Source organism: Streptomyces pristinaespiralis (assembly GCF_001278075.1).
Lineage (GTDB): Bacteria > Actinomycetota > Actinomycetes > Streptomycetales > Streptomycetaceae > Streptomyces > Streptomyces pristinaespiralis.
This window is the reverse complement of the sequence record NZ_CP011340.1, coordinates 7,762,278-7,785,123: the sequence shown is the minus strand read 5'-3', so window position 1 is coordinate 7,785,123 and position 22,846 is coordinate 7,762,278. Positions and strand designations below refer to the sequence as shown.

General features: G+C 70.8%; 14 protein-coding genes. 12 read left to right on the top strand and 2 right to left on the bottom strand.

Annotated elements, in window-relative coordinates:
* Positions 1 to 33: 33 nt before the first annotated feature.
* Together SPRI_RS33410 and SPRI_RS33405 are read right to left on the bottom strand one after the other, a co-directional pair.
* Positions 34 to 2,229: a ThuA domain-containing protein gene (locus tag SPRI_RS33410; RefSeq protein ID WP_053557621.1), complete on the bottom strand. Its 2,196-nt coding sequence runs from the start codon at positions 2,227 to 2,229 to the stop codon at positions 34 to 36.
* 23 nt (positions 2,230 to 2,252) lie between these two features.
* On the bottom strand, positions 2,253 to 5,156 hold the full coding sequence (locus SPRI_RS33405) for a carbohydrate-binding protein (protein WP_053557620.1): 2,904 nt from the start codon (positions 5,154 to 5,156) through the stop codon (positions 2,253 to 2,255).
* A 789-nt stretch (positions 5,157 to 5,945) separates the two neighbouring features.
* On the opposite strand from SPRI_RS33405, the gene SPRI_RS33400 reads away from it, so the two are divergent.
* Genes SPRI_RS33400 through SPRI_RS33345 form a run of 12 tightly spaced genes read left to right on the top strand, consistent with a single transcriptional unit; the run spans position 5,946 to position 22,803 of the window.
* Positions 5,946 to 7,796, top strand: coding sequence for a phage tail sheath C-terminal domain-containing protein (locus SPRI_RS33400; protein WP_037775447.1), 1,851 nt, complete (start codon positions 5,946 to 5,948; stop codon positions 7,794 to 7,796).
* A gap of 37 nt (positions 7,797 to 7,833) precedes the next feature.
* Entirely contained in the window at positions 7,834 to 8,358 is a 525-nt protein-coding gene (locus tag SPRI_RS33395; RefSeq protein ID WP_005321009.1) for a phage tail protein, read from the top strand.
* 28 nt (positions 8,359 to 8,386) lie between these two features.
* Positions 8,387 to 9,151, top strand: coding sequence for a T4 family baseplate hub assembly chaperone (locus SPRI_RS33390; RefSeq protein WP_053557619.1), 765 nt, complete (start codon positions 8,387 to 8,389; stop codon positions 9,149 to 9,151).
* Complete coding sequence (locus SPRI_RS33385) at positions 9,144 to 9,860, top strand: hypothetical protein (protein ID WP_053557618.1); 717 nt, start codon at positions 9,144 to 9,146, stop codon at positions 9,858 to 9,860. Before SPRI_RS33390 ends, SPRI_RS33385 begins: the two co-directional genes overlap by 8 nt.
* A gap of 4 nt (positions 9,861 to 9,864) precedes the next feature.
* The gene (locus SPRI_RS33380; RefSeq protein WP_078951327.1) at positions 9,865 to 10,743 is read left to right on the top strand and encodes a DUF4255 domain-containing protein; all 879 of its coding nucleotides are present in this window, start codon (positions 9,865 to 9,867) and stop codon (positions 10,741 to 10,743) included.
* Positions 10,744 to 10,776: 33 nt separating this feature from the next.
* Positions 10,777 to 13,086, top strand: coding sequence for an ATP-binding protein (locus SPRI_RS33375; protein ID WP_053557617.1), 2,310 nt, complete (start codon positions 10,777 to 10,779; stop codon positions 13,084 to 13,086).
* The gene (locus SPRI_RS33370; protein WP_053557616.1) at positions 13,077 to 13,373 is read left to right on the top strand and encodes a hypothetical protein; all 297 of its coding nucleotides are present in this window, start codon (positions 13,077 to 13,079) and stop codon (positions 13,371 to 13,373) included. Before SPRI_RS33375 ends, SPRI_RS33370 begins: the two co-directional genes overlap by 10 nt.
* Complete coding sequence (locus SPRI_RS33365) at positions 13,370 to 19,816, top strand: eCIS core domain-containing protein (protein WP_063805370.1); 6,447 nt, start codon at positions 13,370 to 13,372, stop codon at positions 19,814 to 19,816. Before SPRI_RS33370 ends, SPRI_RS33365 begins: the two co-directional genes overlap by 4 nt.
* Before the next feature lie 30 nt (positions 19,817 to 19,846).
* A complete protein-coding gene (locus SPRI_RS33360; RefSeq protein WP_005321001.1) occupies positions 19,847 to 20,554 on the top strand; it encodes a hypothetical protein in 708 nt (235 codons plus the stop codon).
* Positions 20,551 to 21,282, top strand: coding sequence for a hypothetical protein (locus SPRI_RS33355; protein WP_037775442.1), 732 nt, complete (start codon positions 20,551 to 20,553; stop codon positions 21,280 to 21,282). Before SPRI_RS33360 ends, SPRI_RS33355 begins: the two co-directional genes overlap by 4 nt.
* A 5-nt stretch (positions 21,283 to 21,287) precedes the next feature.
* Positions 21,288 to 21,671, top strand: coding sequence for a hypothetical protein (locus SPRI_RS33350; RefSeq protein WP_005320999.1), 384 nt, complete (start codon positions 21,288 to 21,290; stop codon positions 21,669 to 21,671).
* Positions 21,664 to 22,803 (top strand): hypothetical protein, encoded by a 1,140-nt coding sequence (locus tag SPRI_RS33345; protein ID WP_037775440.1) that lies wholly within the window; start codon positions 21,664 to 21,666, stop codon positions 22,801 to 22,803. The genes SPRI_RS33350 and SPRI_RS33345 overlap by 8 nt, the downstream gene beginning before the upstream one ends.
* The last annotated feature ends 43 nt before the right edge of the window (positions 22,804 to 22,846 follow it).

The following is a 22,846-nucleotide window of genomic DNA, read 5'->3' as shown; positions in this document are numbered from 1 at the left end:
GGACAGGCCGCCGCCCGCTGCTCCGTGCTCACATCAAGGTCCGCCCGCCTTACCGGCCGCCGCCCGGGCCGTCTCGAAGCGGTCCACCCAGAGTTTCGTGCGGTCGAGGTACGCGGTCTCCGCGGCCTCGCCCGTCTTCCCGTAGGCGCCGGAGAACGTCTGGTAGCCGTGGCCGGCGGGCGGCCGGGCGGCGGCCGGTTCGATGGAACTGCCCTCGTGCCATTCGTTGAACGAGGTCACCGACACCCAGGCGGGATCGCCGCCGACGGCGGGGTCGAGGGCATTGGACCACTGCCTGTCGTAGGCCGCGCCGTTGTCGCGCCCGAGGGTGGGTGTGGTGTTGCCGGGGACCGCGCGGTCGTCGATGTAGCCGGGGGCGACGGACGGGGCCCAGACGAGGCCGTTGGCCCTGGCGTACTCCCCCGCCTGCTTCCAGCCGGGGGCGGTCGCGCCGGCGATCCCGTCATAGGTGTACAGGCCGGAGAAGTGGGCGACCTTCGTCGTGTCGGTGGTCTGGGCGAGGACGATGCTGGTGCCCCTCACCTCGTCGAGGGCCGACCAGTCGCCGATGCGCAGGCTCTCGAAGACGTAGAACACCGAACGGTTGCCGTGCGCGGCGTCCCGGTGGAAGGCGGGGTGGCTGCCGTAGGTGTCGTTGATGTAGCGGATGTCGTCGACGGTGGACCGCGCGGTCCGTCCGCCGTACGGCTCCAGGTGCCAGGCGACCTTGATCCCCTGACGCTGTGCGGCGTCCATGACCTTGCGGGCGAGGCCGTCCTCGTAGCCGCCGCGGCCCCACCAGCTGTAGACGATCACACCGGCGCCCGACCGGGCGACCCACCGCATGTGCTGGTCCACGGCCCCGGTGATGTCACCGGAGTCGTAGGGGCCGAGTTTCGGGTACAGGTCGGCGCCGATGTCGTCCGGCGGGGTGCGGCCGCCCTGCTGCCAGTGACGCCAACTGCCCAGCACGGAGGGGCTGCCGTACCAGGGGTAGTAGAAGAGGTGCACGTTCGGGGAGAGCCCCTCGCCGGCGGCCGGCGCGGTCTCCAGAGTGAAGGTGTCGATGTCGAACAGGGCTCCGGCTCCGCCGGTGAACCGCAGGAACAACGGACCAAAGCCCGCGCCCGTCAACGCCGTGGAAACCGTCGTGAACGTCTCCCAGCCACCGGTCGGAGCCACCTGGACCGACCCCAGCAGCGGCCCGCTCTGCGAACCCGACCGCACCTCGATCGTCCCTCCCGCCCCCGCCGAGGACACCCGCGCGGTGAACGACCCGACACCCACCGTCGACACCGACGAGTACCCCACCCAGTCACCGTTGTCGATGTAACCGAGCGTCGCACCACCACTCGCGCCCCCGTGCCCCGCCACCTGCACACCCGACCCCGACGAGAACGACTCACCCTCGACGGTCACGGGGTCCGTTCCGCCACCGCCGGAGCCGCAGTCGGCCGGGGCGACGCCGGCCGCGTAGCGGATGCCGCCGAGCAGGAGCGCGCGGAAGGCCGGGTCGCTGTACGACTCCGCGGTGTGGCCGAGCCCGGTGTAGAAGGAGCGGCCGGCGCCCTGCGCGTGGCACCAGGTGATCGGATGGTCCGCCCCCATCTCACCGCCGCTGTACGACGCTTCGTCGAGGCTCTGCAGGACACGGACGCCGGGACGGGGATTGGTGCGGTAGTTGTACCACTCGTCGGTGCGCCTCCACTCCGCCCCGAGATGAGCGGTCGCCGGGTGGCTGCGGTCCTCGTTGATGACGGTGGCCTGCTGAATGGCGGGATGGCTCTTGAAACGGGCCCCGACGAGCTGCTCGTAGTGGGCCCACTCGTACTCGGTGTCGGCCGCCGCGTGCACGCCGACGAATCCGCCGCCCGCCTCTACGTACGACCCGAGTGCGTTCTGCTGGGCGTCGCCGAGGACGTCGCCGGTGGTGTTGAGGAAGACCACGGCCTCGTATCCGGCGAGGCCTTCCGGAGTGAAGGCCGAGCTGTCCTCGGTGGCCGTGACGGTGAAGTTGTTCGCGGCGCCGAGCGTGCGCAGCGCCGCGACGCCGGCCGGGATCGAGTCGTGGCGGAAGCCGGCCGTCTTGGTGAACACGAGGACCTGGTAGGCGGGGTCGGCGGCCTGAGCGTCCGCGCCGGGGACGGCGACCGCGGCGCCGGCGCCCAGGGCGAGGGCCGCGACGACGGCGGGCAGCCGCCGCCCCGGACGTCCTGAGGATGTGCGCATCACTGTCTCCTCTCCTCCCGCGGTCACGCGAGGGTGAAGGTGTCGATGTCGAACAGGGCTCCGGCTCCGCCGGTGAACCGCAGGAACAACGGACCAAAGCCCGCGCCCGTCAACGCCGTGGAAACCGTCGTGAACGTCTCCCAGCCACCGGTCGGAGCCACCTGGACCGACCCCAGCAGCGGCCCGCTCTGCGAACCCGACCGCACCTCGATCGTCCCTCCCGCCCCCGCCGAGGACACCCGCGCGGTGAACGACCCGACACCCACCGTCGACACCGACGAGTACCCCACCCAGTCACCGTTGTCGATGTAACCGAGCGTCGCACCACCACTCGCGCCCCCGTGCCCCGCCACCTGCACACCCGACCCCGACGAGTACGACTCACCCTCGACGGATGTGGCAGGTGTCCCGGAGCCGGAGAGGGTGAACGCGTCGAGGTCGAAGAGGTTGCCCTGCCCGGTGACGCCCTTGAAGACGAGGAACAGCTCGGTCGTACCGGCCGGGGCTCCCGCCAGGCCGCCGCGGACCTCGGCGAAGGTGTCCCAGCCGCCGGTCGGGGCGACGGCCGCCGACCCCAGCAGGGCGCCCGTCGGCGAACCGGCCCGGACCTCGAGGGTGCCGCCTGCGCCGCCGGACGAGACCCGGGCGGTGAAGCGTTCCGCGTCGCCGAGACGGTACGGCTCGAACGAGATCCAGTCGCCGTCGTCGGTGAAGCCGACGGTCCTGCCGCCCTCCGCGCCGCCGTGGTCGGCGGTCTGGATGCCCGACTGCCCGCCGAAGTGCTCGGCCTGCCGGTGGCGAGGCTGGAGGATACGCACACTGTGCGAGGTGAGCCCGGCCCGGTCGGTGTACTCGGCGTCGAGGACGCCGTACAGGTTCGCCGCGCTGTCGTGCTCGCCGTCCGTGGGGATGGTGAGCGTGCCGGAGCAGCCGTTCTTCGACGTGATCTCGTGGCGGTGGCTGTCGTGCCCGAGGAGGTAGGCGACCTTGACCTTGGAGCAGTCGACCGGGCCGTCCTCGGGATCGGTGACGGTGACGGCGAACGGGACGGTGTCGCCGAAGCTGAACAGCGCGCCGTCCCCGGGGGTGGTGAGGGTGACGCTCGGTGCGGTGTTGCCCACGGTGACCACGAGGCTCGCCGTGGCGCTGAGACCGGCCGGGTCGGTGACGGTGAGCGTGGGCCGGTAGGTGCCCGCGGTGGTGTACGTGTGGCCGGGGTGGGCCGCCGTGGAGGTGGCGCCGTCGCCGAAGTCCCAGCGGTGGGTGAGGGGGCCGCCCTCGGGGTCGGAGCTGCCCGCCGAGGAGAAGGCGACCGTGAGCGGGGTGGGTCCGGAGGTCCGGTCGGCGGCGGCTCTGGCGACCGGACTGCGGTTGCTGCCGCCGAGGTACTCGACGCGGTACAGCGCCTGGTTCCCGCTGCCGGAACCGTAGTCGAGCACGTAAAGCGCCCCGTCGGGGCCGAAGTCGGTGTCCATGACCTGCGTGCCGGTCCACGGGAAGTCCTCGATGACGCCGCGGGAGCCGTCGGCCTTCACTTCTACGGACTTGATCCAGCGGCGGCCGTACTCGGCAGCGAAGAAGCGACCGTCGAGCGACGCGGGGAACTTCACGGCGGAGACGAGGTCCGGGTCGAAGCGGTAGACCTCGCCGCCCATGGGCGATTCGGAGCCGCTGCCGAACTCGGGGGGCGAGCCGGCGTCGCCGTACTTGATCCAGGCCGGTGCGGCGGCGGGCAGGGTGGTGAGCCCGGTGTTGCGGAAGGAGTTGTTCACGGGGCCGCCCGCGCAGTCGTACCGGGCGCCGGAGGGACCGCTGGGGAACGTGTACTCGTTGTACGTCTCGGCCGCGGTGTTGGTGCCGGTGCAGTACGGCCAGCCGTAGTTGCCGGGCCGGGTGATGCGGTTGAACTCGACCTGGCCGCCGGGACCGCGTGCCGTGTCCGCGCCGCCGGCGTCGGGACCGTAGTCACCCAGGTACACGGTGCCGGTGGCCTTGTCGACGGACATCCGGAAGGGGTTGCGGAATCCCATCGCGTAGATCTCGGGGCGGGTCCTCGCCGTGCCCGGGGCGAAGAGGTTGCCCGGCGGGACGGTGTAGCCGCCGGTGGGCGTGGGCTTGATGCGCAGGACCTTGCCGCGCAGGTCAGCCGTGTTGCCGGAGGACCGCTGGGCGTCGAACTGCGGGTTGCGGGCGGTGCGTTCGTCGATCGGTGAGTACCCGGACGACTCGAAGGGGTTGGTGTCGTCGCCGGTGGTCAGATAGAGGTTCCCTGCGGCGTCGAAGTCGATGTCGCCGCCGACGTGACAGCACTGCCCGCGGTCGTTCGGGACTTCGAGGACGACCTTCTCACTGGCCATGTCGAGGGTGTTGTCGGCGCGGAGAGTGAAGCGGGACAGGTTGAGATGTCCCTTCCAGGGCTCGAAGTCGGCCGCGGTGCCGGTGGCCGGCGCGTCCCCGGCGGGTGTGTCCAGTCCGGGCGAGTAGTAGAGGTAGACGTACCGGTTGGTGGCGAAGCCGGGGTCGGCCGCCACGCCCTGGAGGCCTTCCTCGTCGTGGGTGTAGACGTCCAGCCGGCCGGCGACCTTGGTGTTGCCCGCGGCGTCGGTGTGGCGAATCGTGCCGTCGCGGGCGGTGTGCAGCACGGCCCGGTCGGGCAGCACGGCCAGCGACATGGCCTCGCCCATCTCGGCCGGGCCGTAGGCGAGTTGGACCTGCTGGTAGTCGCCTGGCGGAATGTCGCTCCGGCGGGCACCGACCGCGACGGTCCTAGCGGTCGTCCTGGCCGGTGTGGCCGTCGTGGCGGCATCGGCCGCGCCGGCCGCCGACGCGGTGGTCGTGGTGGTGGCGGTCGCGGTGGCGGCGCCCGGCAGCACGAGCGCGAACACGGCAAGGCCGAGCGACCACGCCCTGAAGGGGCGTAGGAACATGGGCTTCCTTCCTGACCTGGTGTGGGGGTGTGTCAGGCAAGGCGCGCGCCGTCGCGCATTGCGGGTACGCAGGGGCAGTCGGCCGAGCCTCATCGACCTGTCACCCATGCAGAGTTCTTGCGTTGATCGCGTAACTCTTGTCTCCGTCGTGCGAGTGTTTTGCATGCTGGCGAGCCGGGGGCAATTTGTCAAGGCACCATCAAAATCCACCGGGTCACGGGCCCGCGTGTCACAACGCCCAGGGCCGGGCAGGCGACTGACCACACGTCACCCGCCACACCCCCCGGACACGTGCGCAGCACACCCACGGCCCACCCGGCCCGCGCCGGCTCGAACGGCACGGTCGAACTCGCTCACGATCGGGTGAATCGGTGGACACATCCCCGCCAACAGAGCGCAAGACGGCGCGCCGAGAGCCGTTCCCGATCGGCCTGAATCACTCCTCACACGTCCGATTCATGTGAAGTGATCGTGAATTCGTCTCCATATTCGACCCCCCGCACGCCGCTGACCATGCGATTACCGTGCGGCCGGCATTCACATGCATCATCCGCACCACTGACCGAATCGGTCTCTTGACCCGCACTCGAGCGACGAACGAGACTCGCAGTGGCACTCATGCATCAGGAGCCACAGGCGCACGCGCCTGCGAATGGCCCTGCGAGACCGATATCGCACGGGGTGTGCGGCGGGGGAAAACAGCGACGATCTCGCATGCGTTGAACGCATGCGAGCAATTCTCGACCCCCTCTTCCCATCTCTTGGTGCGCGGAAGGGAATGGAGGGGGAATGCCGACGCACATGGGCTATCCCGGCGTATACATCGAGGAACTTCCCAGCAGCGTCCGTACCATCGCCTCGGTCACCACATCGGTGACCGCGTTCGTGGGGCACACCCGCCGGGGCCCGCTCAACCAGCCGGTGCGCATCACGAGTTTCGCGGACTTCGAGAGGCGTTTCGGCGGCCTCACCGCCCAGAGCGCCGTCGGCTACGCGGTGCACCAGTTCTTCGGCAACGGCGGCACGGTGGCCGTCGTCGTCCGTGTGGCCAAGGCCGGCACCGGCGAAGAGGCCTGCGTCACGCTCGACTCCACGGAGGGGCGCAGCGAGTGTCCCGTGCTCGAGGTGCACGCGAAGGAGCCCGGGGTATGGGGTTGTGGCCTGCGGGTGGCCGTGGACCACGACACCCCCACGCCGGACAAGACGTTCAACCTGCATGTCCTGGACGCGCGTGGCGACGCGCGGGAGACCTTCACCGGCCTGTCGATGCACTCCGGCCACGGCCGCTTCGCGGAGACGGTCGTGAACGCGGGCTCGTCGCTGGTACGGGTGAAGGTCCTTGACGAGGACCGGCCCGACCCGTCGGGCACCGTCTCCAAGCCCTTCGCCGCCGACCTGCCCGACCTGAACGTCGAGGTGAAGGTCAAGATCGGTGACGTGGAGCGGGAGTTCACGTTCTACGAGCCCGACCGCGACGGCGAACCGCCGACGGACGTCACCGAACTGGCCCTGCTGCTGGAGCGCAAGCTGCGGGCCCTGCCCGACGCGCCGGGCAAGCACGCCTACGCGGGGGCCGAGGTCACCGCCTTCGGCCGCCGGCTCCAGGTCGTCGCCGGGTCGGTGGACCCCGACGACGTCGTACGCTTCGTCGGCGAGTGCGCCAACGACCTCGGCCTGGAGGCGTCGGTGAACCCGCCGGTCTTCGCGCTCGCGGGCGGCAAGGACGGCGACGCGCCCGGGCCGCGCGATCTCATCGGCAGCGCGGCGGACAAGACGGGCGTGCAGGCGCTGCGCGACGTCGACGACGTCAACCTGCTGGCGCTTCCGGAGCTCGCGTCGTACGCGTCCACGGAGGACATGGTCACGGTGATCTCCGCGGCGGAGCAACTCTGCCGTGAACGGCGGATCTTCCTGCTGGTCGACTCTCCGTCGACCTGGGGCAGCGTGGACTCGGCGCGGGCGGGGATCGGCGCGTTCGACTCCGTACGCAGCGACCACGCGGGCCTGTACTTCCCACACCTGCAGCTCACCGACCCGCTCACCGGCCGGCTGCGGGCGTTCCCGCCGTCCGGCGCGGTCGCGGGTGTCATCGCCCGCACGGACGGCGAACGCGGTGTGTGGAAGGCGCCCGCGGGCACCGAGGCGCGTCTCGCCGGCGTCCGCTCGCTCAGCGTCCGGCTCACCGACCGTGAGAACGGCCTGCTGAACCCGCTGGGCGTCAACTGCCTGCGCACCTTCCCCGTCGTGGGCCCGCTGGTGTGGGGTGCCCGGACGCTCAAGGGCGCGGACGCGCTGGACAGCGAGTGGAAATACGTGCCGGTGCGACGGCTCGCGCTCCATGTGGAGGAGAGCCTGTACCGCGGCCTGCAATGGGTCGTGTTCGAGCCGAACGACGAGCAGTTGTGGCAGCAGATCCGGCTGAAGGCGTCGGCGTATCTCAATGATCTGTTCCGTCTGGGCGCGTTCAAGGGCGGCACGCCCCGTGAGGCGTACTTCGTGAAATGCGACAAGGACACCACCACGGACGCCGATATCGAACGGGGCGTGGTGAATGTCGTGATCGGTATCGCACCGGTCCGGCCCGCCGAGTTCGTGATCGTCAAGATCCAGCAGATGGCCGGCCAGTTCGACCTCTCATAGTCTCCAGGCCCGAGGAAAAGGAACACAAAGGAAACCGATGGCTGAGTTCCAGGTAAACGCCCATCGTTTTGACCCCTACAAGAATTTCAAGTTCCTGGTCCTGTGGGACGGTCGGACGGTCGCGGGCATCAGCAAGATCAGTCCGCTCAAGCGCACCACGGAAGTGGTCAAGCACCGGCACGGCGGCGATCCCAGCTCGCCGCGGAAGTCCCCCGGCCGCTCCGAGTTCGAGGGCGTCACCCTGGAACGCGGTGTCACCCACGACCCCGAGTTCGACCGGTGGGCCAACAAGGTGTGGCAGGTCGGGGCGGGGCTCGGCTCCGAGGTGTCGCTGCGCGACTTCCGCAAGGACATCATCATCCAGGTCCTCAACGAGGCCGGGCAGGTGGCCGTCTCGCACAAGCTCTACCGGGCCTGGGTGAGCGAGTACCAGGTCCTCGGCGAGCTCGACGCGAACGCGAACGCCGTCGCCATCCAGAGCGTCAAGCTCGAGTGCGAGGGCTGGGAGCGGGACTACGAGGTGCCGGAGCCGGTCGAACCGTCCTTCACGTACCCGGCCTGACCGCCGTCCGCGCGCGGAGGGGCGAACGATGAACGGTCCCATCGGGGCGTCGGCCGCGGGGCCGGCCGAACTGCTGGCCGTCTGGGAGACCGGGCTGGCACAGCACCCGTCCGACCGCTCACTGCTGCTGCACCGGGCCGCCAGGCCCGGGGCCGGTACCGACGAACTGCTGTCGGTACCGGTCGGGCAGCGGGAGGCGGACCTGCTGGCGCTGCGCCGCGCGCTGTTCGGCGAGCGGATGCAGGTGCGTGTCGAGTGCGGTGCGTGCGGCGAGGAGATGGAGTTCGACCTCGACGCCCGGGTGCTGGGCGCCGGGGCCGAACTGCCGCGGGAACCGCTGCGGGTCACCGAGGGCGAGTGGGTGGTCGAGTTCCGGCTGCCCACCGTCGCCGATCTCGCGGCGGCGGCGACGGCGTCCGGCCCCGCGGAGGCGCGCGGCCGGCTCGTGCGGGCCTGCACCCTGCGGGCGCTGCGGGACGGGGAACCTGTCGACGCCGACGCCCTGCCCGGACTGCTGCCCGAGCGGGTGGAGCGGCGGATCGCACAGGCGGCGGCGGAGGCCGACCCCACGGCGGACGTACGGCTCACCGTCGCCTGCCCCGAATGCGGCGACGCCACCCCGGCCGAGCTGGACATCACCTCCTACCTGTGGACCGAACTCGACACCTGGGCGCGGGACCTGATGCTCGACGTCCATCTGCTCGCCACCGCCTACGGGTGGAGCGAGCCGGAGATCCTGGCGCTCAGCCCGCTGCGGCGTCGCTACTACCTGGAGCTGTGCGCAGATGTCTGACCACTTCGACCGGCTGCTCGCCCGGTACACCCCGCTGGGTGCGGCCGGGCCCGCGCCGGCGCGTGTGCGGCCGCGCCTGCCCGGACCGTTCGAGCGTGTCGAGGCGCTCCGGTCCGGTCCGCCCGACCCGGACGAGCCGGCGGCACTGATCCCGTCGGCGCCCGCGGCACCGGCCGCGCCGGCCACGAGTGTGCGCCACGAGCACGAGGTGCGCACCGACCGCCACACGGTGGTGCGTACCGAGCGGATCCGGCCGGACGACCCGGCGCGGGCGGGGCGTGCGGCGCCGGAGCCGGAGCCTCGGCCCTCGGCCGCGGAACGGCCCCACGTACGGCCGGCTCCGCAGCAGTCACCGACACCCGCGAGGCGTCGCGGCCGCACCGCCGACCCCGCGGACACCGCGCCGCCCGCCACGGCGCCCGCGGTCCGGCAGGCGCCCGCCGCGGGGCCCGTTCCCGCGGCTGTCGCGCCGGTGCCGCGCGGGTCGGACACGGCGGCCGCCCGCGGCGCGGCCCGGGCCGCTGCCGGCCGCCGTGCGCCGAAGCAGGCCGAGCGGGTCGTGCATGTGCAGATCGGCCGGCTGGAGGTCAGCGCCGCACCGCCGCCCGGCCAGGACCGGCGGCCCGCGGCCGGCTCCGGCAGGGCCGCGCCGGCACTGACGTTGGACGACTATCTGTCACGCGCCTCACGCGGCGGGAAGAGGGACTGAGGACATGAGCAACGCACTCGCCGTCGCGACGGTCACCCAGGCGCTGAGCCTGCTCATCGCGGACAATCTGGCTCCCGAGATGGACCTCGCCGTCAACGTCGAGACGCGCAAGCCGCCGAACGAGCCGCCCACCGACCCGACCATCACGGTGTTCCTGTACCAGGTGACGCCCAACGCCGCCATGCGCCATACGGACCTGCCCACCCGCGGCCCGGACGGCACCCTGCGCAAACGCCCCGCCGCCGCCCTGGACCTGCACTACCTGATCAGCGCCTACGGGGAGGAGGCCACGCTCGTCGGCCAGCGGCTCATCGGCTGTGTGATCCGCACCCTGCACGAGATCCCCGTGCTGCCGAAGGACGTCATCGAACTGGCGGCCCAGGCGCCGTATCTCGCGGGCTCCGATCTCGCGGCGTCGACGCAGAAGGTCCGCTTCACGCCGACGGTGATGGACATCGACGAGACGTCGAAGCTGTGGGGGATGCTGCACCAGACCCCGTACGCCCTGTCGGTGGCGTACCAGGCCTCGCTGGTGCTGATCGAGGGCCGCGAGCGCCCCGTCCCGGCGCAGCCCGTGAGGGAACGGACCGTACGGGTACTGCCGTTCGGCGCGCCGGGTGCGCCGGTGCCGCCCGGCTCCGGCGCACCGTCCGGGAGCGCGGGGGACGCGCCCGAGGGGACCGCCGCGCCAAAGGAGACGCCAGGCGCCGGGGCGGGTGAAGAGGCGGCGGCCGAGCGGTCCGTACCGGCGCGCGCCCGCAAGGAGCAGCCGGCAGGCGGGCGCACGCCGGCGAAGCAGGCGGTCAAGCGGGCGGCGTCGGGCCGTTCCCGCAGGGCGGGCGGAACCGACGGGCCGAAGCCGCAGCAGGACGGAAAGAGCTGAGCCGGGGTGTCGCGGACGGGGGCGGGTGAGGACATGGGCACGTACAGGGAGGGCGGCGGCCACGCCGAGGCGGCGGCCCAGGGCCGGGCGCTGACGTCGGCGATCCAGGCCGTACTGGCCCGCGTCGACGCGCACGCGGCACGGGCCGGGCACCTCGGCGGGCACGCGCCTGGCGACGCCTCCGAGTCAGTGGGCCAGGACGGCAGGCCCGGGCCGGGCCGGGCAGGCGCACGGGCGGCTGACGCCCCCGGGCCGGGCCGGGCAGGAGCGGCTGCGGACCCGGCCCCCGCCACCCGGGCGAAGGGCGCCGCCGGCTCGGACCGAGCGGACACGGACCCGTCGCACGCCACCCCGGCCGCCGGGACGGCGGACGACCGCGATCCTGGCCGGGCGAGCACCGGCTCCGGCACCCCGGCGACCGACGCCTCCGGTCCGGGCGGCCGGGCGGGCACGGTCCCGTCGGACGGAGCGGCGGAGCCGTACGCGGGCCACGGCGCCGTCGCGGCACACGAGGCGCGTCGCGGCGACGCGTCCCCCGCCGAGGGGCCCACCTCGCTCGACGCGCTCGTGGCCTGCTTCGGGCTCAGTCCCTTCGAACGCGACATCGTGCTGCTCACCGCCGCGGCCGAACTCGATCCCACCACCGGCGCCCGGTGCGCTGCGGCATGCGGGGATCCCGAGCGGGGCCATCCCACCTTCTCCCTGGCCCTCGCGGCGCTCGACGCGCCGCACTGGAGCGCGCTGACCCCCGTCGCACCCCTGCGGCGGTGGCGGATCGTCGAGCTCGACGACGAGACCCGGCTCACCGCCTCCCGGCTCCGCCTCGACGAGCGCATCCTGCACTTCCTGGCCGGCTCGCCCTACCTGGACCCCCGGTTGCACGGAATGCTGCGCCGCAGCGGCGTACCGGACTTCCTCCCCGCCTCGTACGACCTGGCGGCGAGCCGTGTCGCGGCCGGCTGGGCGGGCGCGGGCCCGGGAGCGCCGCTGCGTGTCGAACTCGTCGGCGGGGATCTGCGCAGCCGCGCCGACATCGCCGCGGCGGCCGCCGGCCGCTCCGGGCTCGGCCTGTACGAGATGTCGGCGGCCGACATCCCCGCCGCGCCGGCCGAGCGGGACCGGCTGGCACGGCTGTGGCAGCGGGAGGCGATCCTGCTGCCCGCCGCCCTGCTGGTGGAGTTCGGTGACCTGGACCGCGAACAGGCGGCCGCCGCCGACGCGTTCATCGAGAGCGCCGCCGTGCCGCTCGTCGTCTCCGGCCAGGAGCCACGGCCGACGGCCCGCGCGCGGGGCGAGCGCGTCACCGTGCCGCCGCTCGACGCGGACGAGCAACTCGGCGTGTGGACGGAGGCGTTCGCCGGGGTGCCGGAGGTGCCCGAGAGCGCGCTGCGGGATCTCGTGGCGCAGTTCCAGCTGCCGCCGCACCTTGTGCGTTCGGCGGGCGCGGCCGTCGCACGCGACCTGCCCGGTGAGGACGAGCTGGACGCGACGGGGCTCGCCTGGCGGGCCGGTCTGACCGAGGCCCGGATGGGCATGGACGAGCTGGGGCGGCGCATCGAGCCACAGGCCGGGTGGGGCGATCTCGTCCTGTCCGAACGGCAGTTGAAGTTCCTGCGCGAGATCGTGGCGCATGTGCGCCGGCGCCCCACGGTCTATCAGGAGTGGGGTTTCGCGCACACCTTGCGGCGCGGCCTCGGCGTCACCGCCCTGTTCGCCGGCGGCTCCGGCACGGGAAAGACCCTGGCCGCAGAGGTGATGGCGAAGGAACTGGGGCTGGATCTGTTCATCATCGACCTGTCCCAGGTGGTCAGCAAGTACATCGGCGAGACCGAGAAGAACCTGCGGAAGGTCTTCGACGCCGCCGAACGGGGCGGCGCCCTGCTGCTGTTCGACGAGGCCGACGCGCTGTTCGGCAAGCGCAGCGAGGTGAAGGACAGCCATGACCGGTACGCCAACCTCGAGGTCAGCTATCTGCTGATGCGGATGGAGGCGTACCGGGGTCTCGCGATCCTGACCACGAACATGAAGCAGGCTCTGGACACGGCGTTCATGCGGCGGATCCGTTTCGTGGTCGACTTCCCCTTCCCCCAGGAGAGCGAGCGGGCCGAGATCTGGCGCCGGGTCCTGCCGGCACAGGCGCCGATGAAGGACATCGACCCCGAACTGCTGGCCCGGCTGACCGTGGCGGGCGGTTCCATCCGCAACATCGCGCTGTCCGGCGCGTTCCTCGCGGCGGAGGAGGGCGAGCGGCTGCGGATGCGTCACATGCTGGAGGCCGCCCGCACCGAATACCTCAAGCTGGACCGCTCCCTGACGCCTTCGGAGGTCCACGGATGGGTCTGAACGAGGCTCCGCGCGAGGCGACCGTGCGGGTGGAGATCGGCGAGCTGGCGCTCGACGGCTTCGGCCGGGGTGTCGACGCGGAGCGCGTCACTGCGGCGTTCCGGGCCGAGCTGACCCGGCTCGTACGGGAGCGGGGGGTGCCGCTCGCGGCGGACGGCGGCCGTGCGCTGGACGGGCTCGCGGGGCTGCCGCCGCTGCCCGCGACCGCGTCCGCGCGCCGCCTGGGCCAGGAGCTGGCGCGCGCGGTGCACGCCGGCCTGTCGGGCCGTGGCGAGGTGACGTCATGAGCACCTCCCACTCGCAGGAGTCGCGGTCGGACCAGGCGGGCAAGCGGCGCAAGCGCAAGGACCGGGACAGGTCCGGCGCCCCGGAGCCGAAGAACATCGTCAGCGGGGCGGGCCAGCCGCTGGACCTGAGCGTGCGCAGGGAGCTGGAGGAGCAGCTCGGGCACGACTTCGGCCGGGTCCGGCTGCACACCGACCGGGACGCGGGCACGCTCACCGAGATGCTGGGCGCGGACGCGGTCGCCGTCGGCCAGGACATCTTCTTCCGCGAGGGCGCCTACCGGCCCGGCACGCTCGACGGGCAGCGCCTCCTCGCCCACGAGTTGCTGCACACGGTGCAGAACCCGCACGGTCTCGGCACGCTGCGGGCCGGCCGCGACGCCGGCGCGGTGAGCCTGCCGCAGCAGGCGATGGAGCGCGAGGCGGAGTCGGCGGCGCAGTCGCTCGTACGCGAGGAGGAGGCCGCCGCTCCCGAGGTCGAGCCGGGCGCCGCGACACCCGGCTGGCTGCGGTACGCCCGCGTGGACGCGGACCGGAGCCGGCTGGAGCAGATCGATCCGGCGACGCTGGTGGACCGGCTGGCCAACGGCGTGGCGCGATCGCTGCGGGGCGATCCGGAGGACCGGTCGAAACGCACGCGGCGTCAGCTCGCGCGGCTGCCGGAGGAGTTGCGGGACAGCGTCCTCGACCGGCTGGAGAGCCGGCTGCTCAGCTCGGAGCACGAGAGGCTGCTGGACATCGTCGACGAGCTCGACGGCGACGAGGAGCAGGAACAGGAACAGGAGCAGGGCTCGCTGGACGCCCCGCACGCCGAGAGCGATCTGTTCGACGAGGTGGCCTTCGAGCGGGAGCAGGAACAGCGGGCCGCGGAGGAGGAGCAACAGGACCGGGAAAGGCCCGCGCCGGCGCCGGGCCCGGAGAAGGACCGGACGGACCCCGAGGGCGCTCCCGGGAGTACGCCGCAGAACGGCGGCACCGCACAGGACGGCACGACTCCGCAGGGCGGGCAGGCACCGCGGGGCGGCGAGCAGTCGGGCGCGGACGGCGGACAGGCGTCCGCCGGGCAGGAGCAGGCCGCCCCCGCCTCCGCACCTCAGCAGGAGCAGTCGCAGGCCGCGGCGGGCGGGGCCGGCGGCGCGTCCTCGGGCAGCGCATCGGCGGCCGGGCAGCAGGCGGGCGAGAAGAAGGAGTCCGGCGCCCAGGGCGGCAAGGAGGGCGAGGAGCAGCAGGTCGCCGAGGCCCCGAGCGAGGAGGAGTCCGCGGCGAAGAACCGTCCGGGGGCGGTCGACGCGCTCACGGCGGGACAGCGGATCAGGCCCGAGGACAGGGCGGGCCAGGAGAAGCCGGGCGGGTCGCCCACGGCAGCGGGCAAGGGCGTACAGGACCCCGGCCCGTTCAGCAGGCTCGACGGCGTACGGAACCAGGACCTCGACGGTCCGCGGGAGGAGGCCGAGGAGGAGCTGTCCGACAGCACCTCTGAGGTGGAGGTCGGCGGCGGGGAGAAGAGCGCCTGGGACATCAAGCTCCAGCCGGAGGACTTCCTGCCCGCACAGGACCTCGACGTGTCCGGCGTGCCCACCGCGGACGACACCGACCCGTCCGCGGCACCCGCGGCCCCCTCGTTCCCCGCTCCCCCGGTCACCAGGGCCGACAAGGTGCAGGCCGAACGGGACGCGGAGGACGCCGAGGACGCGGCGGCCGGGACGGAAGAGGACGGCGCAGACGCCCTCGACGTCGCGGAGGCACCGGAAGCCGACGAAGAAGGCGTGCCGGGCGACGGCGAGCCGGGCGGGCTCGCCCTGGAGAAGGCCGCCGCGGCGCCGCCCGTTCCGGCTCCGGCGTCGAAGGACCCCAAGAGCGGTGCCGATCCCAAAGCCGGGCCCGTCGCGGCGCAGACGGCCGTTCAGGAGAAGCCCGGCACGTCGGAGAGCGGCGACGCGACCCAGGAAGCCGCTGCCAAGGAGGAGAAGGGCACCCCGGCCGCGGGCGACCGCCCGGTCGCCGCGCAGGAGAAGTCGTCGCCGCAGGCGGCAGGCGGCAAGGCGGCGCCGGAATCCGCGGCGAAGCAGGAGCAGAAGCCGGCAGCTCCGGCTCCCGCAGCCACGGGCGAGCAGGCCGCCGGGGCGCCGGCGCCCTCCCCTGCGCGCGACACCCATGTCACCGGCGGGTCCAACACGGACACGTCCGGCGGGACGAGCAGCGACGCGGCCGGTGAGGCCCAGGGCCCGTCGTCGGACCCGGCCCCGGCACAGAGCACGCAGAGCAACCCGGCGCCCGCGCCTCCTCCGGCCCCCGCGCCCGCGAAGGCTCCGGCCGCCGCTCCCGCACCGGAGACCGCTCCGTCGCCCAAGGCCGCGCCGTCGAGGCGGCCGGCGCCCGCGCCCAGGACGCCGCAGGGCGGGGGCGGTTCACGCGGCCGTGGCGGGGCGGTGGCAGCGGCCAGGAAGGCGAAGAAGGACTCCGGGCCGGCGCCGAACCTTTCCGCCGTGTCCCCGGAGGCGGGTCTGTCCACCGCCTCGAAGCTGAAGCCCCACAAGGCCCTCGAGGCCATGGGCGGCGTGGGCGGCTCTGTGGACCGTACCGTCGGCGACGAGCACAAGACCCTCGCGTCGGCGCCGCCGTCGATGCAGCGCCCGGCGGGCGCTCCGAAGACGCTGGAGGGCAAGCCGAACTCCGACGCCCCGGCCCAGTACTCCCAGGATCCGGCGCAGAAGTCCGAGGCCCCGAAGGACGAGGAGGCCAAGGTCACGGGCGCCAAGGAGCCCGAAGGCCAGATCGAGGCGGAGAAGGCGGAGGAGCCCGGAGGCTGGGACACCTTCAAGATGGCCCTCGGCTTCGGCATCGGCAAGGTGCTCAGCTGGGTCGGCTTCGAGGTGGACGCGCAGGAACTGGCGGCCAAGTTCGCCGGCCTGCCGACCAAGGACGAGGCGCTCAAGCAGGCCCAGGCGGGCAACGCGCCGGGCGTGGAGATGTCCGGCGCCGCCGAGCAGACGGCGGGCGAGCAGGGCACGGCCGTGGACACCAAGGGTCAGGACACCGTCACGACGGCCCGTGAGGACTCCGCCCGCGGCATGGGTGAGGACCAGGTCTATCCGAATGCTCCGAAGGAGCAGATGAAGGGGAAGGTTCCCGGGCCGGACGGGGGGAAGGGCGGCGTGCCCGAGGGGGGCGCGTCGACGGGTGCCGTGCCGCCGGAGGCGGCGTCGGAGGTGGCCGAGCACGACAGCGGTCCGCAGTTCCAAAGGGCGTTCGGGGACGGCCAGAAGGGCATGTCGGAGGGCCGGCAGACCAAGGACAGGGACTTCCGCGACTCGCAGTCGAAGCACAAGGCGAAGGTCGACGCCGAGATCGCGACCAACACGCAGAGCCAGACGGGCGAGCGCGAGAAGGCGCTGAGCGACGTCAACACCCAGCGGGAGGACTGGCGCAAGGAGCAGGACGAGGAACTCAAGAACCTCGGCACCAAGAAGACCGAACGCCAGGACAAGGTACGCAAGGACGTCAAGGACCGGGAGGAGAAGACCGACAAGGACGTCACCAAGGAGAAGGAGGACGGCGACAAGAAGATCAAGGACGAGAACACCAAGGCCGAACGCGACGCGGAGAAGAAGCGCGACGACAGCGTCAGCGAATCGGGCAACTGGATCACCAAGGCCTTCGACTGGATCAAGCAGAAGGTCATCGAGATCAAGGACGCGATCGTCCGCGTCATCAAGGCGGCACGCGACGCGGTCGTCGGCTTCATCAAGAACTTCAAGGAGACCGTCGAACGCTGGATCAACGAGGCCCGCAGCTTCATCGTCGACACGATCAAGAATCTCATCGACGATCTGATCGAGTTCGCGAAGAACATGGTCCGGGCAGTCATCGAACTGGCCAACCGGATCCGGAAGTTCATCACGTCGTTGATCGAGGCGGCGATCGCCCTCGTCAACAAGCTCGCCACCGCACTGAAGCAGATCATCACCGATCTGCTCGACGCCATCGCCAAGCTGCTGAGCGACATCCTGAGTGTCCTCAAGAAGATGCTGATGGATGTGATCAAGGCCGTCGTGGACGCGATCAAGACCGTCCTCGACCACGCCGCCAAACTCCTCAGCGCGCTCGGTGACTTCATGCTCATCGCGGTCGACTTCCTCTCCGACCCGGGCGGCTGGCTGAGCGGCGCGAAGAACTCCGCGGTGGACGGGGCGAAGAACCACCTGTTCCGTGAGGTACAGGCGGCAGTGAAGTCGTGGTTCCAGTCGAAGATCGAGGAGATCATCGGCATCCCGAAGGCGATCATCGAGAAGCTGATCAAGGGTGGTTACACCCTGGAGAAGATCGTGAAGGAGACATGGGACGCGATCGTCCCGCAGCTCCCCTTCATCATCGGCGAGATCGTCATCACCAAGGTCGTCGCCAAGCTGATCCCGGGCGCGGGCTGGGCGATGGCGGTCATCGACGCGATCAAGGTCGCCATCGGCGCGCTCGGCGAGATCCTGCGCGCGATCGGCGCGGTCATCACCTGGCTGAAGGCCGTCCGCCAGGGCGGCGCGGGCATCCTCTTCGCGAAGGCGGTCGCGGCGGGGATCGTGGCGCTGCTGGAGCTGGCGTACGAGGCGCTGCTGAGCGGCATCGGCAAGTACGTGGCGAAGGTGGGTCAGCGTCTCAAGGGCGTGGCGGCGGATCTGGGCAAGCCCAAGGGCGACAAGGACAAGAGCCCGGCGCCGCCGGCCGCACCGCCCGGCGACAAGCGCGGCCCGGGCAAGGACCAGCAAGGCCAGAACCAGCCGGCGACGACCCCCGCCACCACCCCCAAGAAGCCGACCTCACCCGCCCCGGGCAAGGACAGGACGCCGCAGGACAGGCCGAGGACCACGCCGCCGGGGAAGCCCAAGGACACGACGCCGGGGCCGGCCGGGCCCAAGCCCTCGAACGGCGACAGGAAGCCCGCCGCGGACAACCGGAACGGCAAGCCGCAGGACCGCACCGACGACAAGCCGGACACCCGCCCGACGCCGTCCCCGAAGCCGAAGGCGCCACCGACCCCTCAGCCCAAACCGAAGCCCGATCCCACGCCCGCGCCCAAGCCGAAGAACGACACCCCGGGCCGGCCGCAGGACAACAAGGACTCCACCCGGCCGAAGGACGACCAGGACACCACGGCACCGAAGCCGGACGACAAGGCGACGCCGACCAAGCCGAAGGACACGGATCCGACCAAGCCGAAGGACCAGGACCCGGACAAGCCCAAGGATCAGGACCCGGTCCGGCCGAAGGGCAAGGACCGTAAACCGAAGGACGACGACTCCGACGGCGGCCCGAGGAAGCCGAAGAAATCCGAAAAGAAGAACGACCGCAAGCAGGAAGAGAACTCCGACGAGTCGAAGGAGAGGCGCCTTGACCTCATCGTCGCACGGATTCGCAGGATCCTGAGGAAGGAACTGCAGAAGGGAATCTCCATCCCGAGCCATCAGGGCCTGTTGGACGGACTACGTCGACACTATCGGCTTACGAGTCTCAACCGCCTCGGGGGTGACCCCGACTTCACCATCATTGCCACACTCAACCCTCGAAGGCCCGTCATCCGCGGAAAGAACAACCTACAAGGGGATGTAAAAGACTACGAAGATGTGCAGGCCGACCCCGATCTTCCCCCCACTCAGGTCCCCAAATTCGCCAACAACCAGCTGGCTCACGATTTCGAGGCCCGTTACATCACCAAAATGTACGCCAACTCTCATGGCTCGAGCGCAGACAAGGCACCTCGGAACGAACCGATCGGATTCCGGCATCTCAATTTGCACAAACTCAACACCGATCCGTCCAACTGGTGGGTCCGCATGCACCTTCTTTCTGACCAACTCGGCGGCCCCGCCGTTGGATCGAACCTGGTGCCTGCCCGGGGACCATCAGTCAATACCAAATTCAAGGATGCCATCGAAAAGCATGCGTACGGGTACCTCGGTGTCAGTGAACAGGCACCGAACAAGAGGGCCATCTGGTATCGCATTCGGGTGAACTACCACCCCGGTGCAGTAAAAGGGTTCCCCAGCTACATCCAGGCTCGCTGGGGGAGGCACGAACTGCAGCGAGAGAACAACACGAGTAAATGGGTCACGATGGACGCCTCGAAGGGCGGCGTCCACGAACAGCATGTTGCGCCGGAGAAACCCCCCACACCCGGGTCGCGGGCGCGAATAACCATCAACGGCGCCACATCAGGGCAGCTCAAGCATCTGCTAGACGTATCGCCGGCCTTTGCAGAGGCCGCCCACAAAGCCATCAAGGAGTTCAAGCGGAAGAACGGCCGCGATGTTGCCGATGTGCAGGAGCTCATCGATGCGCTGATCGACTGGGAGGATGCACGGAAGGCCCGGCACGGCAGAACGTCGTCCTTCTTCCCGGACTTCGACAAGAGGCTCGATGAGATCCTGACCGAGGGGGGCTCACTCCCCTTCTGACAACCAATTCTTCTGCGACAAGGAGCCGCGATGCGCACTCTCTCAGAGAGCGAACAGAATCATGTGAATTCCCTCAACGAGATCCTCGGGAGCGAGCACCTCACAGTCGACTTCTCCAAATGCGGGCCGACGAAGGAGCGCCTCACCGCCAATCCTAAATCCGTTTCGATGTTCCGCCGGTTCGATCACGTGGCCTTGAACGACGCCCTGCGAGAGTGCAATGTCCGACTGGTGGAAGTCTCTTGCCGCTGGCGCAGCGTCAATCAGTCTCCGGAATTCGGTGGTGAATTCAGGGTCAGAGATCTTTACGATTCCATTCTGCTACCTGCCCCCCAATTCTCCGCCGACACTGCGAATGAGCGAGACTTGGCGATCTTCACCCAGCTTCGCGTCGTCGATTTTCCTCAGCATGCAGGGACGGGTCATTTCGCAGCCATCCGTCTCCAGGAGCACGTCGATCCGCTGGAAATGTGGTACTACGACGCACGACTGAGCACCCTGCCGGGACGGGATTCCCCCCTGATCAAAATGGATGCCACCTACTGCGACTATCTGGCCGCGCTGGTACTCACCAAAGGCACCTTCGGCTGGCAGTACCTTTTCACGGACATTTCACTGCAGGGCATCTTTTTCCAGGAGACGGTGGAGGGGCTGCAGCAAATGCTCGGGCTCTTCCCCACCATTTTTCCGGAGCACGATTATTCTTCCCTGGCTGACCGGCTGGAGGCCCGCCTGTGACCCGCTACGCCGACATCCCCAAACCCATCCGCTCCGGCATCGTCGTCGTCGACCCCGAGCGCGGCACACCCCAGCGCATCATCGTGCTCCAGTTCAACCCCGACACCCTCGAGCGCAGTCTCTCGCCACAGGCCGCCGGAGGGTCCGGTGATGCCGGCGGAGGGGGCAGTGGGTCCGGGGACAGGAACGAGGCTCTCCGGCTCAAGGGCCCCGCTCAGGAGACCTGGAAGTTCACCGCCGAGATCGACGCCACCGATCAGTTCGAGGTGGCCGCTCCCGACGGGATCCACCCCGAGCTCGCGACCCTCGAGATGCTCGTGCATCCGACCACCGCGCAGCTGCGGGAAGCCGCCCGGCAGACCAAGAAGGGGACCATCGAGATCAGTCCGATCGAGATGCCGCTCACCCTCTTCACCTGGGGGTCCAAGCGGGTGATGCCCGTGCGGCTGACCGAACTGTCCATCAACGAGTCCGCGTTCGACGTGAACCTGAATCCGATCCGGGCGAGCCTCGGCATCGGCATGAAGGTGCTCAGCGTCAGCGATCTGCCCGCCGGGCACCGCGGGGCCGACCTCTACATGGCACATCTCGCGCAGAAGGAGCAGCTCGCCAGGGCCGCCCGCAGCGGCGGGCTCGGCGCGTTCGGGCCGGCCGGGCGCAACGGCGTCATCGGGGTCGGCGTCGGCAACGGCTCAGTCGGCGGCGCCGGCTTCATGGGGAGGGCCTGAAGGACATGGCAGAGATCGAGCCGTACGAGAGCGCCATGGACGCCATACCCGGCGCCCACCCGTACCCCCGCTCCAGCCGTTACCACGACGCCGAGATCGGCGTTCACCGCACCGCCGACGGCACCGAAGTGCGGTACGCCAAACGCCGTTTGCTCCCCCCGCTCGGAGAGGAACAGACCGAGGACGGCGAGTCTGCGACCCACACCGTCAACGCCGGTGAGCGTCCCGACCTGCTCGCCCAGCACTACTTCGGCGACCCCGCCCAGTGGTGGCAGATCGCCGACGCCAACCCGGTCCTGGACCCGCATGAGCTGACCGAGGAGGCGGGCCGGGACATCCGCATCCCGCACGCCGGCGGCTTCCCGGCGTCGGGGGGCCGCCATGTCTGAGCAGCCCGTGGGGCGCGGGCCCATCCACATCACCCTGCAGACGGGGCCACGGCTGACCCGGCCCGTGCCGCCGGAGGTCGTCGAGGCGCTGCTGTCGGCGCAGATCACGGCGACCGCGGGCGAACGCAGCGGGTTCCAGCTGGCGTTCGACCTCACCAAGACGGGCGCGCTGTCCCGCCGGCTGCTGCCGGAAGGGTTCTTCGACCCGAAGACCCGGGTGATCCTCTCCGTCAGTGTGAAGGGGACGGCCGAGGTGCTGCTCGACGGGCTGATCGTGCGGCAGGAGGTGGGTGCCAGCAATCAGCCAGGGCACTCCACGCTCACGGTGACCGGCGAGGACCTGTCGGTGCTCATGGATCTCGAGGAGCGCACGGACCGGTTCCCCAACCTGCGGCCGTCCCAGCGGGTGGCCCGGATCCTCGCCAAGTACGCCGACTACGGGATCGAACCGCGGGTCTTCCAGGAGAAGATCGAGCAGCCGCCGCGCGAACAACTGCGGGTGGAGTACCAGACCGCCACCGACCTCGCCTACGTCACCGACCTGGCGCGGGCCAACGGCTACATCTTCTTCCTGGAGCCAGGCCCACGGCCCGGCCGGTCGACGGCCGTGTGGGGTCCGGAGATCCGCATCGGGCAGCGCCAGCACGCGCTGAACGTGAACATGGACGCCAACTCGACCGTGGACCAGCTGACGTTCGCCTACGACGGCACCGCCCGCGAGGAGCCGCAGGCACGCGTGCAGAACCCGGCGACCCGCGACACGCTGCTGCTGCCGCAGCCCGACATCGGCCCGTTGCGCCCGCCGCTGGGCCGCCGCGCCACTCCGGCGCTCAGGCGCCGGACGCTGTCCGGCACGGCGAAGAAGGAGTCGGAGCAGGCGCAGGCGGAACTGCTGGCGCGGGCCGCGCTGTCGGCGGACGCGATCTCCGGTTCGGGGTCGCTGGACGTCAACCGGCACGGCTACATCCTGCGGCCGCGGGAGCTGGTGGGTGTGCGCGGCGCGGGGGTGACGTACGACGGCGACTACTACGTCAAGTCCGTGACGCACAACATCAGGCCCGGCTCGTACCAGCAGAACTTCACGCTGTCGCGCGAGGGGCTCATCGCCCGCAGCGGCACCGTACGGCCGTAACGACCGGCGATCAGGGCGACCGGCGAACAGGCGGTCGGGGGAC

Bases quoted from the DNA above. Each gene is read 5' to 3' on its own strand.
- SPRI_RS33410 (WP_053557621.1), bottom strand. From the start codon at position 2,229: ATGCGCACATCCTCAGGACGTCCGGGGCGGCGGCTGCCCGCCGTCGTC.
- SPRI_RS33405 (WP_053557620.1), bottom strand. From the start codon at position 5,156: ATGTTCCTACGCCCCTTCAGGGCGTGGTCGCTCGGCCTTGCCGTGTTC.
- SPRI_RS33400 (WP_037775447.1), top strand. From the start codon at position 5,946: ATGCCGACGCACATGGGCTATCCCGGCGTATACATCGAGGAACTTCCC.
- SPRI_RS33395 (WP_005321009.1), top strand. From the start codon at position 7,834: ATGGCTGAGTTCCAGGTAAACGCCCATCGTTTTGACCCCTACAAGAAT.
- SPRI_RS33390 (WP_053557619.1), top strand. From the start codon at position 8,387: ATGAACGGTCCCATCGGGGCGTCGGCCGCGGGGCCGGCCGAACTGCTG.
- SPRI_RS33385 (WP_053557618.1), top strand. From the start codon at position 9,144: ATGTCTGACCACTTCGACCGGCTGCTCGCCCGGTACACCCCGCTGGGT.
- SPRI_RS33380 (WP_078951327.1), top strand. From the start codon at position 9,865: ATGAGCAACGCACTCGCCGTCGCGACGGTCACCCAGGCGCTGAGCCTG.
- SPRI_RS33375 (WP_053557617.1), top strand. From the start codon at position 10,777: ATGGGCACGTACAGGGAGGGCGGCGGCCACGCCGAGGCGGCGGCCCAG.
- SPRI_RS33370 (WP_053557616.1), top strand. From the start codon at position 13,077: ATGGGTCTGAACGAGGCTCCGCGCGAGGCGACCGTGCGGGTGGAGATC.
- SPRI_RS33365 (WP_063805370.1), top strand. From the start codon at position 13,370: ATGAGCACCTCCCACTCGCAGGAGTCGCGGTCGGACCAGGCGGGCAAG.
- SPRI_RS33360 (WP_005321001.1), top strand. From the start codon at position 19,847: ATGCGCACTCTCTCAGAGAGCGAACAGAATCATGTGAATTCCCTCAAC.
- SPRI_RS33350 (WP_005320999.1), top strand. From the start codon at position 21,288: ATGGCAGAGATCGAGCCGTACGAGAGCGCCATGGACGCCATACCCGGC.
- SPRI_RS33345 (WP_037775440.1), top strand. From the start codon at position 21,664: ATGTCTGAGCAGCCCGTGGGGCGCGGGCCCATCCACATCACCCTGCAG.